Annotated in this window: 15 protein-coding genes; 11 read left to right on the top strand and 4 right to left on the bottom strand. The window is 60.7% G+C overall.

The features are described 5' to 3' along the window. Positions 1 to 201: 201 nt before the first annotated feature. From GR183_RS20995 to GR183_RS21040, 10 genes are all read left to right on the top strand, one after another. Positions 202 to 1419 (top strand): benzoate/H(+) symporter BenE family transporter, encoded by a 1218-nt coding sequence (locus GR183_RS20995; RefSeq protein WP_160777638.1) that lies wholly within the window; start codon positions 202 to 204, stop codon positions 1417 to 1419. 71 nt (positions 1420 to 1490) lie between these two features. Next, positions 1491 to 2414 (top strand): formate dehydrogenase accessory sulfurtransferase FdhD, encoded by a 924-nt coding sequence (gene fdhD / locus GR183_RS21000; RefSeq protein ID WP_312846871.1) that lies wholly within the window; start codon positions 1491 to 1493, stop codon positions 2412 to 2414. After that, complete coding sequence (gene mobA / locus GR183_RS21005) at positions 2411 to 3052, top strand: molybdenum cofactor guanylyltransferase MobA (RefSeq protein WP_160777639.1); 642 nt, start codon at positions 2411 to 2413, stop codon at positions 3050 to 3052. Before fdhD ends, mobA begins: the two co-directional genes overlap by 4 nt. Next, positions 3049 to 3579: a molybdopterin-guanine dinucleotide biosynthesis protein B gene (gene mobB, locus GR183_RS21010; RefSeq protein ID WP_160777640.1), complete on the top strand. Its 531-nt coding sequence runs from the start codon at positions 3049 to 3051 to the stop codon at positions 3577 to 3579. Before mobA ends, mobB begins: the two co-directional genes overlap by 4 nt. Then, entirely contained in the window at positions 3566 to 4852 is a 1287-nt protein-coding gene (locus GR183_RS21015; protein WP_160777641.1) for a molybdopterin molybdotransferase MoeA, read from the top strand. Before mobB ends, GR183_RS21015 begins: the two co-directional genes overlap by 14 nt. A 205-nt stretch (positions 4853 to 5057) precedes the next feature. Further along, positions 5058 to 5834, top strand: a complete 777-nt coding sequence (locus tag GR183_RS21020) for an ABC transporter substrate-binding protein (RefSeq protein ID WP_160777642.1) — start codon at positions 5058 to 5060, stop codon at positions 5832 to 5834. Positions 5835 to 5908: 74 nt separating this feature from the next. Continuing rightward, complete coding sequence (locus GR183_RS21025; RefSeq protein ID WP_160777643.1) at positions 5909 to 6622, top strand: ABC transporter permease; 714 nt, start codon at positions 5909 to 5911, stop codon at positions 6620 to 6622. Next, a complete protein-coding gene (locus GR183_RS21030) occupies positions 6619 to 7452 on the top strand; it encodes an ABC transporter permease (RefSeq protein ID WP_160777644.1) in 834 nt (277 codons plus the stop codon). The genes GR183_RS21025 and GR183_RS21030 overlap by 4 nt, the downstream gene beginning before the upstream one ends. A 17-nt stretch (positions 7453 to 7469) precedes the next feature. Continuing rightward, complete coding sequence (locus GR183_RS21035; protein ID WP_160777645.1) at positions 7470 to 8630, top strand: trans-sulfuration enzyme family protein; 1161 nt, start codon at positions 7470 to 7472, stop codon at positions 8628 to 8630. Positions 8631 to 8727: 97 nt separating this feature from the next. Then, positions 8728 to 9606 (top strand): NAD(P)-dependent oxidoreductase, encoded by an 879-nt coding sequence (locus GR183_RS21040; protein ID WP_160777646.1) that lies wholly within the window; start codon positions 8728 to 8730, stop codon positions 9604 to 9606. A gap of 52 nt (positions 9607 to 9658) precedes the next feature. Here GR183_RS21040 and GR183_RS21045 read toward each other — a convergent pair whose 3' ends face one another. The 3 genes from GR183_RS21045 to GR183_RS21055 form a co-directional block, all read right to left on the bottom strand. Continuing rightward, positions 9659 to 10150 (bottom strand): Lrp/AsnC family transcriptional regulator, encoded by a 492-nt coding sequence (locus GR183_RS21045; protein ID WP_512700734.1) that lies wholly within the window; start codon positions 10148 to 10150, stop codon positions 9659 to 9661. A 170-nt stretch (positions 10151 to 10320) separates the two neighbouring features. Continuing rightward, positions 10321 to 10989, bottom strand: coding sequence for a uracil-DNA glycosylase family protein (locus tag GR183_RS21050; protein ID WP_160777648.1), 669 nt, complete (start codon positions 10987 to 10989; stop codon positions 10321 to 10323). 3 nt (positions 10990 to 10992) lie between these two features. Further along, positions 10993 to 11640, bottom strand: coding sequence for a glutathione S-transferase family protein (locus tag GR183_RS21055; RefSeq protein WP_312846872.1), 648 nt, complete (start codon positions 11638 to 11640; stop codon positions 10993 to 10995). 168 nt (positions 11641 to 11808) lie between these two features. On the opposite strand from GR183_RS21055, the gene GR183_RS21060 reads away from it, so the two are divergent. Beyond that, a complete protein-coding gene (locus GR183_RS21060) occupies positions 11809 to 13377 on the top strand; it encodes a sensor histidine kinase (protein WP_160777649.1) in 1569 nt (522 codons plus the stop codon). A gap of 19 nt (positions 13378 to 13396) precedes the next feature. On the opposite strand, the gene cobT is transcribed toward GR183_RS21060, so the two are convergent. Then, a complete protein-coding gene (gene cobT, locus GR183_RS21065) occupies positions 13397 to 14425 on the bottom strand; it encodes a nicotinate-nucleotide--dimethylbenzimidazole phosphoribosyltransferase (RefSeq protein WP_160777650.1) in 1029 nt (342 codons plus the stop codon). Between the last annotated feature and the right edge of the window lie 128 nt (positions 14426 to 14553).

Here is a 14553-nt window from a genome sequence, read left to right on the forward strand (position 1 = left end):
GGATCCAATATGTGATTGTATATCACCATGACGGTGCCGGGTCGAGTGGCTTGCTCGCAAAAATACCTCCCGCTCGAGGCGGTTCGCTCCCCCAGCGCCGAATTCACCTTTTGGAATTCTGTTTCGCGCCGAAATCACCTTTTTCGCCGCATTCGGAATTCTCCTCGACGCATCCTCGAAACGGCACTTCGGGAGCTTTCGATGCAGCATGATATCCCCGCCGCCGTGTCGGGTAATCCCCGCCATCCGAGCTGGCCCACCTTCTCCGCCGGCCTGCTTGCCGCCGTCGTCGGCTTCGCCAGTTCATTCGCCGTCGTCCTTCAGGGGCTGACGTCCGTCGGCGCCTCGCCCGAACAGGCGGCCTCCGGCCTCATGGCGCTTTCCATTTCCATGGGCCTTGGCGGTATCGTCTTGAGTTTATGGCACAAAATGCCGATCTCGGTTGCATGGTCCACGCCCGGCGCCGCCCTGCTTGCCACCGCCGCGGCACCTGCGAGCGGCTTTCCCGCCGCCGTCGGTGCCTTCATCCTTTGCGCGGTCCTCATCGTCGCATCAGGGCTCTTCAGGCCGTTCGGGCGGGCCGTTTCGGCACTCCCCGCCCCGCTCGCCAACGCAATGCTCGCCGGGGTGCTGCTGGGCCTCTGCCTTGCGCCGGTGGAAGCCCTTGCAAACGTTCCGCAATTGGCGCTTCCCGTCATCCTCGTCTGGCTCGTGGTTTCGCGCATAAACCGGCTGATGGCCATTCCCGTCGCGGTGGTTATCGCCGCGGTTTTGATCGTCATGACCACCGACGGCGCGAAGCTCGACAGCACGATACTCTCGCCCGAACCCTTTTTGATTTCGCCGGTGTTTTCGCTGGATGCCGCCATCGGCATCGCCTTACCGCTCTTCGTCGTCACCATGGCCTCGCAAAATATCCCCGGCATGGCCGTCCTGAACGCCAATGGATATCGCCCCGCGGCCCAGCGCCTCTTCTGGTCGACAGGGATATTCTCGTTTTTATCCGCGCCTTTCGGCGGCCATGCGGTCAATCTGGCCGCGATCACCGCCGCCCTTTGCGCAAATCCCGATGCCGACCCCGACCCGAAGCGCCGGTACTGGGCGGTGATATTCGCCGGCATTTTCTACTGCCTTTTCGGCCTGTTGGCGGGGATAGCCACAAGCCTTGCCACCGCGGCCCCGCCAATTCTCATCGAGGCGGTGGCGGGCCTTGCCCTGCTCGGCTCCCTTGCCGCCGCTACCTCGGCGGCACTGAAGGACGAGGATATGCGCGAAGCGGCCATCGTCACTTTCCTGGTCACGGCCTCGGGAACAAGTTTCTTCGGCGTCTCAGGCGCGTTCTGGGGATTGCTCGCCGGTCTCGGCCTTTTGGGCCTGTCGCGGCTTGCGCCCCGGCTGTCCGCTTCACGCAAATCGTAATCCCCGCACTTGCCTGCACCCCCGCGAACGCCATACCTTCCGGTAAACAATGACGTTTCGGAGGATTTCGCGTGGGCGGACGCCAGAAGACGGCGAAGCTTTTCGAACCGGCTGACGGTGAATTCATCGTGCGCCCGGACCCGGATGACGAAAGGTTGTCGACAGCCGTTCAGGGTATCGATCAGGATGGCCGGCCCGTCGATACGCGCGTGGTGACGGAGCGTCCGTTGACGCTTTACCTGAATTCGCAGGAAATCGTCACGATGATGACCATCGGCGACCATCCGGACCTTCTCGCCGTCGGCTATCTCGTCAACCAGAACATGCTGCGCACGGACGATATCGTAACCGGAATCGACTACGACGACGATCTCGAGATCGTCGTCGTCCGCACCGAGCGCGAAACGAACTACGAAGAAAAAATGAAGAAGAAGGTGCGCACTTCCGGCTGCGCGCAAGGCACTGTCTTCGGCGACGTCATGGACAGGTTCGACGAAATCAGGTTCGAATCCGGTGCGGAAATCAAGACATCCTGGCTTTACGGACTTACGAAGAAGATCAACACCGCGCCTTCGCTATATCTTTCCGCCGGCGCGATCCACGGCTGCGTGCTTTGCCAGGAGGACCGCCCGCTCGTTTATATGGAAGATGTCGGCCGCCACAATGCCGTGGACAAGATCGCCGGCTGGATGTGGCTGAACGGCGTTTCGCCGGACGACAAGATTTTCTATACGACCGGCCGCCTGACCTCCGAAATGGTGATCAAGACTGCGATGATGGGCATTCCCATCCTCGTCTCGCGCTCCGGCTTTACCGCCTGGGGTGTGGATCTCGCCCGCCAGATCGGAATGACGCTGATCGGCCGGGCGCGGGGAAAACGTTTCGTGGCGCTTTCGGGCGATAAGCGAATCGTCTTCGATCTCGACATGTCTCAGACCGAGGACGAAGCACCCGAACACCGCCGCAAGGGCGCGCGGGAGGATCAGGACGCATGACCGCTCTTGCCCAAAACGTCGCCGGCTGCGTGCTTGCCGGCGGTCTTGCGCGCCGCATGGGGGGCGGCGACAAAACGCTGAAGAAGCTTTCCGGCAGGCCGATGCTTGCGCATGTGATCGAGCGCCTGAGCCCTCAGGTCCGCTGCGTCATGCTGAACGCCAACGGCGATCCGGCGCGCTTTTCCGATTTCGGTTTGCCGGTCGCGGCAGACCCGATCGAAGGGTTCGCAGGCCCCCTCGCCGGCGTTCTGGCCGGCCTCGAATGGGCGAAAGCGAACGAACCTGACGCAGAGTTCGTCGTCTCGGTAGCAGGCGACACCCCGTTTTTCCCCGAGGATCTGGTCGCCAGGCTTTTATCCTCGGGCCTGTCCCCGGGCGAAATCGTGCTCGCACGCTCGGATGAGGGAACGCACCCCGTTTTCGGCCTCTGGCCGGTTTCCGTTGCGAGTGACCTCAGGGATTTCCTTGAAAACGGCGACACCCGCAAGGTTCTCGCCTTCGTCGACCGTCATCCGAATCGCAGCGCCCATTTCGAAGCGGCAAGGTCCGATGCCGCGACATTCGACCCGTTCTTCAATATCAACACGCCGGAAGAGCTTGAAACCGCAGAGGCACTTTATCGAGGGAAAGCCGCATGACGAAGCTGCCGCCGGTTTTCGGCGTGACGGGATGGAAGAACTCCGGCAAGACGACGCTGGTCCAGCGTCTGGTGCGCGAAATAACCGGGCGCGGGTTCAGGGTATCCACGGTCAAGCATGCGCATCACGCCTTCGACATCGACCATGAAGGCACCGACAGTTACCGCCATCGTGAGGCGGGCGCTACGGAAGTCGCCCTTGTTTCCGGTCGAAGGTGGGCGCTCATGCACGAACTTCGCGACGAGGAGGAACCTCCCTTCGAAGATATCCTCGCCCGGCTCGCTCCTTGCGACCTGATCCTCATCGAAGGCTACAAGCGTGAAAGCCATCCCAAGATCGAGACGCGCCGGAAAGACGGACGAAAAGGCCAGGCGCTCGCCGACGACGATCCGCAGATAAAGGCGATTGCCGCCGATTTCCCCATTCCGGACACGGACTTGCCGACCTTCGATCTTAACGACGTCTCGACGATCGCCGATTTTATCCTCGACCAATGCGGACTGGGCCGACGCCATGCAGCGGAATAGGCGGCTCATCGACGATTGCTTTTTGCACGACAAGGACCGGCTGAAACACGCCGATGCGCTGGCGATCCTGAAAGAACGCGTCTCGCGCGTCGTGTCCGGGGAAGCCGTTCCGCTGGAGGCCGCGCACGGGCGCCTTCTGGCGGAAGATATCCACGCGCCACGCAACGTGCCGGCCCATGACAACGCCGCGGTTGACGGATACGCCTTTGCAAGCCGCGATTTCGAGGCGACCGGCGGCTTCTTCCCTGTCGTCGCGCGTGTCGCCGCCGGTCACCCGGCACCCGATCCCGTTCCGGCAGGTGGCGCGGTTCGCATCTTCACAGGCGCGGTTATGCCCGAAGGTCTCGATACGATCGCCATGCAGGAAGATTGCGAGACGCACGAACAGGACGGGTTGCGCTTCATCGTCATCCCGCCGGGGCTGAAGCCCGGGGCGAACCGGCGCAAGACCGGAGAGGATGTCGAGGAAGGCGCACTCATCCTCGCATCGGGCGCGAAGTTGCGCCCGCAGGATATCGCCGCCATCGCCTCCACCGGCAAGGCGGAGGTCAAGGTCTGGAGCCCGGTGAAGGTCGCCCTCGTCTCCACCGGCGACGAAATCCGCAGGCCCGGAGATCCCCTGCCAGAAGGCGGCGTTTACGACAGCAACCACTTCCTGCTTCGCTCGCTACTTGAAACGGTCGGTGCGACCGTCACCGATTGCGGCGTTCTGCCGGACAAGGCCGAAATCGTACATGAAACGCTTGCCGACGCGGCGAAATCGCATGACGCGATCATCACGACCGGCGGCGCTTCGCGCGGCGAAGAGGATCATCTCGTTACGGCGCTCGATACGCTCGGCAAACGCCACGTCTGGCAACTCGCCATCAAGCCGGGCCGGCCCATGAATTTCGGCCAGATCGGCGATTGCGTGATGCTCGGCCTGCCGGGAAACCCGGTCGCCGCCATGGTCTGCTTCCTGCTTTATGCCCGCCCCGTACTCACGGTTCTGGGCGGCGGAGAATTCACCGAGCCGCGCCGGTATCAGATGCCGGCGGATTTCGAGATCGCGAAGAAAAAGCCGGACCGGCGTGAATTTTACAGAGGCATTCTCGCGACCGACACGAAAGGCGTGACCGTTGCGCGCAAGTTCGAGCGCGACGGCTCCGGGCTTATCACCGGCCTGCGAGAGGCGGACGGGCTGATCGAGATTCCCGAAGAGACGACGAGCATCGATCACGGCGAATTCGTGAATTTCATGCCCTTCACCGAGATGGGGCTTTTTGCGCGCTGAAACACGCTTTTTTGTATTATTAATGCCGAAAATATCGCCAATCATTTCGAGCCTGAAGATTATTACGTAACGTGAACTTGCCGACTTTATGGGAAAATCGCCGCAAAGCAGTTGAAACATGCGGTTTTTTGATGGGAGTATGCCGACTGCTTGAAAAGGCCACGACAACGGCCTTTCGATAACAACATAAGCAGGGGACATCCTCATGAAATTCATGCGTTGGGCGGCGGCTGCCGCGGTCATTCTCGCTGCCGTCGGTGGAGCCGAAGCAAAGGACTGGTCGAAAGTCCGCATCGGCACCGAAGGCGCCTATCCTCCGTTCAACAACCTGACGTCGGATGGTCAGCTCGTCGGTTTCGACATCGATATCGCCAAGGCGCTTTGCGACGAGATGGGCGTCGAGTGCGAGTTCATCACGCAGGATTGGGACGGCATCATTCCAGCCCTTCAGGCCGGCAAGTTCGACGCGATCATCGCGTCCATGTCGATCACCGACGAGCGCAAGGAGAAGGTGGACTTCACCAACAAGTACTACAACACGCCGCCGGCAATCGCCGTGCCGAAGGATTCCGATCTCAAGGGCGTGACCGCGGAAGACCTTGCCGGCATCGCGCTCGGCGCCCAGTCGTCCACGACGCACTCGAACTACGCCGAAGCGAAATTCCCTGACGCGGACCTTCGCCTCTATCCCACGCCGGACGAGTACAAGCTCGACCTTGAATCCGGCCGTATCGACGCGGCGATCGACGACGTCGTCGTTCTGTCGGAATGGATCGATTCCTCCGACGGTGCCTGCTGCCGCATCCTCGGCACGCTGACGCCGGACCCCGTCATCAACGGCGAAGGTGCCGGCATCGCGATCCGCAAGGGTGAAACCGATCTCCAGGAAATGTTCAACGCGGCGATCAAGGCGATCCGCGAGAACGGCACCTACAAGCAGATCAACGACAAGTACTTCGAGTTCGACGTCTACGGCGGCTGATTTTTCGCTGCAATCCTTGACACAAATGCAGCACGGCGGGTTTCCCGCCGTGCCGTCGCCGGGGCGCTTTGCTGATGGATGAAATCCTCACCCTCGTATCTTTCGGCCCCAATGGCTGGGGCGATGAAATCGCCAGTGGCGTCCTGGTCACGATCACTTTGGCGATCGCAACGCTTCCCTTCGGATTGACACTCGGCTTCCTGCTGGCACTCGCAAAAAAATCCGAAGAGCCCAGCCTTCGCGCGGCGGCGAACATCTATACGACGATCTTTCGAGGACTACCCGAACTTCTGACGCTCTTTCTCGTCTATTACGGCGGGCAGATCGTCCTGCAACAGTTGATCAGCTTTCTCTTTCCCGATGCCCAGGTTGAAGTGAATTCCTTCGTCGCGGGAATGGTCGCGCTGTCTTTCGTTTTTTCCTCCTATGCTTCCGAGGCTTTCCTTTCCGCTTTTCGCGGCATCAGCCTTGGACAATATGAAGGCGGCTATGCCTTGGGCCTGCGCCGCGTTCAGACGCTGCGGCTCATAATTTTGCCGCAGCTCATACGGCTCGCCCTGCCGGCCCTCGGCAACCTCTGGCTCATTCTTCTGAAGGACACAGCACTGGTTTCCGTCATCGGCCTGTCCGACCTCGTCCGACAAGCAGGCATTGCCGCGCGCGTGGAGAAGGAACCCTTCCTGTTCTTCGGTGTCGCCTGCCTGATCTATCTCGTCCTTGCCATGATCTCATCCATCGGCATCACGCGGATCGAAGCCTGGAGCAGCCGCGGCGAGGTGCGCCGATGACAGAGCAAGTCGAAACGGCAAGACCGCAGCTCACTGCGCCCGCACCTCCTCCACGGCGCTGGTCGAACGAGAGGATATTGGGCCACGTACTCATGGTTCTCTGGGCCTTGGCGGGCGCCGGGCTTCTGTCCTACATGATCCGGGACTTCAATCCGGAGTTCATGGACAGATACGGCATGAAGTTCGTCTCGGGCTTCATTGTCACCATCGAACTGGTTGGCTTGTCGCTAGCGATCGGCGCGATCCTTTCGCTCCCGATAGCCGCAATGCGCCTGTCCAGTTCGCGCATCCTCGGTGGCATCGCCTATGGTTTCGTCTATTTCTTTCGCGGCACTCCCCTGATCGCGCAAGCCTTTCTGGTGTACTACGGCGCAGGCTCTTTCCGCGATTTCTTCTCCGATATCGGGATCTGGTGGTTCTTCCGGGATCCCTGGTATTGCGCAGTTTTCGCCTTTTCCCTTAACACCTCCGCCTACCAGGCAGAAATCCTGCGCGGCTCCATTCAGAACGTCGCACGCGGCCAATGGGAGGCAGCTTCAGCGCTCGGCCTTTCCAAGCCCGTCACCTTCTGGAAGATCATTCTGCCTCAGGCGCTCATCGTCGCCCTCAGGCCTTATGGCAACGAAGTCGTGCTGATGATCAAGGGCTCGGCCATTGCGTCCATCATCACAATTTACGATTTGATGGGCGAAACACGGCGCGCTTTCTCCCGTTCTTACGATTTCCAGGCGTATATCTGGGCCGCGATCCTCTATCTCGTGATGGTCGAAGCGCTGCGCCGCGTCTGGGACCGGATCGAAGCCCGTCTGACGCGCCATCTCAAGCGATAGCATTCGCGGAGTTTCCAATGGCCGAGAAGCCTTTTCACGCCGACACGATACTTGCTCATGCCGGAGGCGGCGTCGATCCCGCAACGGGCGCCGTGGTGCCGCCGATATCTCCCGCGACCACGTTCGTTCGCGACAAGGACTATTCGCTCACGAGCGAAAAACACCTCTACAGCCGCGACGATAACGACCTCTACCGGCAGATCGAAAGCCTCGTCGCGAAACTCGAGAACGCTGCCGATGCGCGGCTTTTTTCAAGCGGGATGGCCGCAATTGCCGCAATCATGCGCGCGGTGAAACCGGGACGCTCCATCGTCGTCCAGTCGCACATCTACTGGGGCACGACCGCCTGGCTCAGAAAGCACTGCGCGCATGCAGGCATTGCCCTTATCGAAGCCGACGCGAGCGAGGCGGAGGGTTTTTGCGACGTCGTGCGCGAAGCCGGACCGGATCTCGTATTTATCGAGGTCCCGGCCAATCCGGCACTGCAGATCGCCGACATCGCGAAAACGGCAGAAATCTGCCAGGAAACCGGCGCCGCCCTTGCCGTGGATGCCACGGCAGCCACACCGCTCCTTATGAAACCGCTGAACCTTGGCGCCGATCTCGTCGTCCATTCCGCCACGAAGGCGCTGAACGGCCATTCCGACGCGCTTGGCGGATTGGTCTCCACGCGGGATGCGAATTCCGAAATATGGACGTTCATCCGCGAAGAACGTCACGACGCGGGCGCGGTGATGGGCCCGTTCGAGGCCTATCTCCTGCTGCGGGGAATGAGGACGCTCGCCTTGCGGCTTGAGCGCATGTGCGCGAATGCCGAAGCAATCGCCGAACACCTGGATGGGCATCCCGCCGTCGAGAAAGTGCTTTACCCCGGCCTTCCCTCCCACCCCGGCCACGAACTTGCGAAGAAACAGATGACGGGAGGCTTCGGCTATCTCGTTTCCGTTCTCGTGAAGGGAGGCGCGGAGGAAGCGCTGAAGGTCGCCGGGAACCTTGAACTGATAAAACGCGCCACATCGCTTGGCGGTGTCGAAAGCCTGGTCGAACACAGATACACCATCGAGGGCGACGCCACGGGCGTTCCGAAAAACCTGCTGCGCTTCTCCATAGGCATCGAGCGCGCGGAAGACCTGATAGCCGACCTCGATCGCGCCCTGACGCTCAAACGATCCGGCTGAAACTCCCGATACCCGTGACAGGTCAAACCTGATCGCTTAGAAACGGCTAGCGCAATCGCACGTACCAATATTCGCTTTCACGGGGAGATCGAGCACAATGGCCAAGGTAGCCTTCATCGGCCTGGGCGTCATGGGGTATCCCATGGCCGGACACCTGAAAACGCGCGGCAGTCATGACGTTACCGTCTATAACCGCACCAGCGCCAAGGCGGAAAAATGGGTCGCCGAATTCGGCGGTGCGCATGCTCCCACCCCGCGCGAGGCGGCTGAAGGCTGCGATCTCGTTTTCGCCTGTGTCGGCAATGACGAGGACCTGCGCTCCGTCACGACCGGGCCGGACGGCGCCTTCAACGGAATGAAGGAAGGCGCAATCTTCATCGACAATACGACCGCAAGCGCGGAAGTGGCCCGCGAGCTTTATGACGCCGCCAAGGCCAAGGGCTGCGGATTCCTCGACGCGCCGGTTTCCGGCGGTCAGGCAGGTGCCGAAAACGGCCAGCTTACCGTTATGGTCGGCGGCGATCAGGACGACTTCGACAAGGCGAAGCCCGCGATCGACTGTTATTCGAAGATGGTTGGGCTGATGGGGCCGTCCGGTGCGGGCCAGATGACCAAGATGGTCAACCAGATCTGCATTGCCGGGCTTGTCCAGGGGCTTTCCGAGGCGATCCATTTTGCCAAGAAGGCGGATCTGGACGTCGCGAAAGTGATCGAGGTGATCTCCAAAGGGGCCGCCCAATCCTGGCAGATGGAAAACCGATGGGAGACCATGCGCGACGGCAAGTTCGAGTTCGGTTTCGCCGTCGACTGGATGCGTAAGGACCTTGGCATCTGCCTGAAGACGGCGAACGATACGGGCGCGCGCCTGCCGGTGACCGCGCTGGTCGATCAGTTTTATGCCGAAGTGCAGGCAATGGGCGGCAACCGCTGGGACACCTCAAGCCTGATCGCCCGGATCGAGAACGCAGAGAAATAAGCTCGATTTTTTCAAGCCCATGCGGCGGGCATCCGCCGCATGGGGCGAAGGGTCATTCCTTTGCCGGCTCTCGCGTTTTTTCCGTCACGACGTAGTTGAGCGGAAGCTGGCTGGTATTCTTGATCTCCTCCATGGCGAAGGTCGTCGACACGTCGGAAATATCGATCTTGGAAATCAGCCGCTTGTAGAAGGCGTCATAGGCCTCGATGTCCGGCACGACGACCTTCAGCAGATAGTCCACCTTGCCGGCCATGCGATAGAACTCGACCACTTCCGGAAATTCCCTGATCACATCGGCGAACTTCGCAAGCCAATCCGCATTATGCTGGCTTGTGGTGATCGAGATAAAGGCTGCCACTTTCACATTCACGCTGCGGGCATCGAGAATGGCCACGCGGCGTTTAATGACGCCCTCCTCCTCAAGCTTCTGTATGCGCCGCCAGCAGGGCGTCGTCGACAGGCCGACCCGGCGGCCGATTTCTGCGACGGGAACAGTGCTGTCTTCCTGGAGGATGGATAGGATACGCCGGTCGATACGGTCGATCATGTAAGCCGTCCATGGTGTTTGCATGGCGGCTTCAACGGATGCCACCACGACTGGAACCGAACCCCAAAAGGGATTCATCTTCCAAGATTATTGATAGAGTTGTCGCTGTTTTCCAATACTCTGTCAATTGGGTGCGCGATTGAGAAAATTTTTCCCTTAAATTTTTTCTACGCAGATTTAAGGCGCGAAAGCATTTCGCGAACCGTAGCCTGCAAGCGAGGCACGACTTCCCCCTCGAACCAGGGGTTTTCCGTCAGCCATCTGTTGTTGCGCCAGGATGGATGCGGCAGCGGCAGGACCGCAGCCCCATCCCGCGCCCTTGAAAGATCCATCATTTCGGACCACGCCTCGACTGTCTGCCTTACGTTTTTGCGCTTGAGGCCGGCGAGGTGATAGTCGATCGCATATTGGCCGATCACGAGTTTCAGTTCGATTTGCGGCATCGCCTCGAAAATCCGGTCGTGCCACTTTGTCCGGCATTCACGGCGCGGCGGCATATCCCCGCCCTTGGCATCGAGCCCCGGAAAGCAGAACCCCATGGGCACAATGGCGATAAGCGCCGGATCGTAGAAGACCTCGGGCCCTACTCCCATCCAGCCCCGCAGCCGGTCTCCGGAAGGGTCCGTATAGGGTTGACCGCTTTGATGCACCCGCGTGCCCGGCGCCTGCCCGCAAACGGCGATGCGTGCGGTTTCGGACAAGACGCAGACCGGGCGCGGCTGATGGGGAAGCGGATGTTTTCCCGCCGGCGCATCCCGGCACAGCCTGCAGCCGGCGATTTCCCCGGCAAGGCCCGAAAGCCGCTCGCCAACCGACCGAACGCCCCCACCACCCATGGCTCAGGCTTTCGCGCTCTGCCGGGCGGAAACCTCCGCATGCCAGCGCTTCAGGTTCGCATGATCTTCGGGAATGCCGAGCTTGGGAACGCGGGCGAAGTCCACCGCACACAAAAGCGTGATATCCGCGATGGAGAACATTTCGCCCGCCAGGAACTGACGGTCACTCAAGACTTGATCGAAGAACCGAAAGGCTTCAAGCACCTTGGGGCGATTGGCCTCCGCCCATTCCCTGACCTGGGGCACCTCAAGCTCGCTCATCGCCGGATGCGAATGGCGGAAGGCAAAGGCGACCGGGGCGAACACGCCAAATTCCGCGCGCCGGTTCCACATCTCCACTTGCGCCTTTTCGACCGCATTTCGTCCCATAAGCGGAGGTTCGGGGTGCATTTCTTCGAAATAGCGGCAGATCGCCACGCTTTCCGAGATCGCGGTGCCATCGTCAAGTTCCAGCACCGGCACGCGCTGCAAGGGGTTGAGGGTGGTGAAAGCATCGGTCTTCGCCATTTTCGACATGATGTCGACCTGTTCGGTGGGGACCTGAATGCCCTTCTCCGCAAGAAATATGCGAACGCGCCTGGGGTTGGGCGCACCGGCGGTGTCGTAAAGCTTCATATCTTCCTCGTCGAAGTGGAAACCTTCCCTCCTCATATCACGGCTTGTGATGCGACGGGACCGCGCATCGGCCGTATCGGACGGCCGGCAATCAACCTCGCGTTAACCACGTCTTTGAGGCGCTTATTAAGGGTTGGTGAGCATGCTGGGCACAAAGTCGTTTTCATCGGAAACCAACCGATAACCACAGCACGGTCAGCGCGAATGTCCCTCAAGAAAACGAGGACCAACGAGGAGAAAATCTCGCTAAACCGCGAGCGCGCCATCAAGCGCCGCGAAATGGCGCGTACCGTTCGCGATGCGCGCGAGCGGCTGAGTTCGATCGACGGGACGTCTCCCGCATTCGATCACGAACTCATGCTGATCTATGCCAAGAACCGCCTGAGCGCGGCGGTCGCCCTGCCCCTTTTTGCAATCATCGTCGGGGCGATCACATTTCTCTGGATGGATGCCGTAGCCATCGGCGCATGGCTCGTTTCGATCCTCATCGCGCATGCGCTGATCCTGACCACGTGCCGCCGGTTCGAGCGCAGCGACGCCTCCGATCCGGAATTGAAACCGATCAGGCGCCAGATGATCATCGGCGATATGCTCTATGGTCTTTGCTGGGCGGGTTTCTTCCTCCTGCCGCCGGCGGAAAAGGCGCAAAACGGCTTCGAAATCCTGCAATTCGCCACGATGCTTATCGTCGTCGCGATGGGGACGATGCTGTCATCGACCATCCCGCGGGCACTGCTTGCCGGCACATTGCCGATCACACTGGCGATCCTCCTGACGTTTCTCGGTCATCAGACTCCGCTATACTATGCCATGATGGCAATGGCGGTGGGCGCGCAAGGCTTCTTCCTGATGCTCGGCAACCAGCTTCACACCTCGACGCTGACGATGCTGGAATATCGGGCGCAAAAGGATCACCTGATCGCCGAACTGGAACAGGCCAAGGCGATTTCGGACGAATCGCGCCGGCGCGCGGAAGAAGCGAACCTTGCCAAATCCCGTTTCCTGGCCACCATGAGCCACGAACTGCGGACACCGCTCAACGCCATCCTCGGCTTTTCGGAGGTGATGAAGAACGAATTGCTCGGGCCGATCGGCAACGACACCTACAAGGAATACGCGACCGACATTCACAATTCAGGCGGGCACCTGCTCAACCTGATCAACGAAATCCTCGACCTTTCGCGCATCGAGGCAGGCAAATACGAACTCAACGAAGAGGCGATCGCGCTAGCGGACGTCGTGGACGAATGCCAGAGCATGATGGCGATCCGCGCCCGCAACAAGAACATCGCGGTCATCGACAAGTTCGAATCGTCCCTCCCGAAACTCTGGGTGGACGAACGCGCGGTGCGCCAGGTGGTGCTCAACCTTATTTCCAATGCCGTCAAATTCACGCCGACGAATGGCGAGGTTGTGCTGAAATGCGGCTGGACGGCCGGCGGCGGCCAGTATGTCTCCGTGAAGGACAACGGGCCGGGCATACCCGAGAATGAAATCCCGATCGTCATGCAAGCCTTCGGACAGGGATCGATTTCGATCAAGAGCGCGGAGGAAGGCACCGGCCTCGGCCTTTCGATCGTCCAGGCGCTGGTGAACATGCACGGCGGCAAGTTCGAGCTGAATTCCAAGCTTCGCGAAGGCACCGAAGCGATTGTCACGTTCCCGGCAAGCCGCGTCCTGCAGGCAATGCCGGCGGTGGAGGGCGCAGACCCTCTCGTTCAACGCCCTTCCCGGCCCGCGCAACGCAAAGTCGTGCGAGCCCAGGCTTCCTGACGCCGAACATCTCCCGAAATCAGGCTTCCGACTTGCCGGAAACGCCTGCCGCTTCGAACGTCGCCATGCCGGTGTGAACCTGCGCCGCAGCCTTGACGAGGCCTGCCGCAAGGGCGGCACCCGTGCCCTCCCCCAATCGCATACCGAAATCGAAAAGCGCTTGCTTTCCCATCGCCTGCAACGCGCGCTCATGGGCCGGCTCTGCCGAAACATGCGCAAAAAGGCAATGGTCCAGCGCACCCGGATCCATCGCCTGCAACACGGCGACCGCGGCGGTGGTCACGAATCCATCGACAATGACCGGAATGCGCTGATGGCGCGCGGCAAGGACAAGTCCCGCCATGGCGGCAAATTCTCGCCCGCCGATGCGCCGCAGGATCTCAAGCGGGTCCTTCTCGCCACCCAGCCTCGCTACTGCCGCTTCCACGGCCGCACACTTGCGCTTGAGGCCCGTATCGTCGACACCCGTACCGGGCCCGACCCAGTCCGCGGCCGTACCTCCGTAAAGGGCATTGAGTAGGGCGGAGGCGACCGTGGTGTTGCCGATTCCCATCTCGCCGATGCAAACAAGGTCCGTTCCCCCGGCCAGCGCCTCCATGCCGAACGCCATGGTTGCCGCGCATCCAGCCTCGTCGAAGGCATCCATTTCCGTGATATCAGGCGTCGGGTAGTCAAGTGCGAGCTCGAAAACCTTGAGGCCAAGGTCGTGTGCGATGCAGATCTGATTGATAGCCGCGCCGCCCGCGGAAAAATTCTCGACCATCTGGCGGGTAACGTCCGCCGGGAATGCGGAAACGCCCTTGGCAGTCACCCCATGGTTGGCCGCGAAGATCGCGACCAGGGGCCGCTTGACTTTCGGCCACTCGGGTCCGCTCCACGCCGCCAGCCATTCGGCGATCTCTTCAAGTTTTCCGAGCGATCCCGCCGGTTTCGTAAGTTGCGCATCGCGCAGGCGTGCCGCTTCAACGGCGCCAGTGTCCGCTGTCGGCATGGTACGCACGAGATTGCGGATATCTTCGAACGGTAGAGCGCTTGACGAAACGGACATTCTTTCCTCTTGGCGAGATTTCAGCCCCTGCTCCCAAAGCATTGATAAGCGGGCGGGCGCCGATCTATAACCGGGTCGGAGACCTTCCGAAACCCGGCCGAACGGTAAAATGCTCCACAACGATGACA

The sequence above is a fragment of the Stappia sediminis genome, assembly GCF_009826895.1.
Taxonomy (GTDB): Bacteria; Pseudomonadota; Alphaproteobacteria; order Rhizobiales; family Stappiaceae; genus Hongsoonwoonella; species Hongsoonwoonella sediminis.

Excerpts from the sequence above, each read along its gene's own strand:
- GR183_RS21035 (WP_160777645.1), top strand. The coding sequence starts at position 7,470 with ATGGCCGAGAAGCCTTTTCACGCCGACACGATACTTGCTCATGCCGGA.
- GR183_RS21020 (WP_160777642.1), top strand. The coding sequence starts at position 5,058 with ATGAAATTCATGCGTTGGGCGGCGGCTGCCGCGGTCATTCTCGCTGCC.
- GR183_RS21040 (WP_160777646.1), top strand. The coding sequence starts at position 8,728 with ATGGCCAAGGTAGCCTTCATCGGCCTGGGCGTCATGGGGTATCCCATG.
- GR183_RS21050 (WP_160777648.1), bottom strand. The coding sequence starts at position 10,989 with ATGGGTGGTGGGGGCGTTCGGTCGGTTGGCGAGCGGCTTTCGGGCCTT.
- GR183_RS21060 (WP_160777649.1), top strand. The coding sequence starts at position 11,809 with ATGTCCCTCAAGAAAACGAGGACCAACGAGGAGAAAATCTCGCTAAAC.
- mobA (WP_160777639.1), top strand. The coding sequence starts at position 2,411 with ATGACCGCTCTTGCCCAAAACGTCGCCGGCTGCGTGCTTGCCGGCGGT.
- GR183_RS20995 (WP_160777638.1), top strand. The coding sequence starts at position 202 with ATGCAGCATGATATCCCCGCCGCCGTGTCGGGTAATCCCCGCCATCCG.
- mobB (WP_160777640.1), top strand. The coding sequence starts at position 3,049 with ATGACGAAGCTGCCGCCGGTTTTCGGCGTGACGGGATGGAAGAACTCC.
- GR183_RS21025 (WP_160777643.1), top strand. The coding sequence starts at position 5,909 with ATGGATGAAATCCTCACCCTCGTATCTTTCGGCCCCAATGGCTGGGGC.
- GR183_RS21015 (WP_160777641.1), top strand. The coding sequence starts at position 3,566 with ATGCAGCGGAATAGGCGGCTCATCGACGATTGCTTTTTGCACGACAAG.
- GR183_RS21055 (WP_312846872.1), bottom strand. The coding sequence starts at position 11,640 with ATGAGGAGGGAAGGTTTCCACTTCGACGAGGAAGATATGAAGCTTTAC.
- cobT (WP_160777650.1), bottom strand. The coding sequence starts at position 14,425 with ATGTCCGTTTCGTCAAGCGCTCTACCGTTCGAAGATATCCGCAATCTC.
- GR183_RS21030 (WP_160777644.1), top strand. The coding sequence starts at position 6,619 with ATGACAGAGCAAGTCGAAACGGCAAGACCGCAGCTCACTGCGCCCGCA.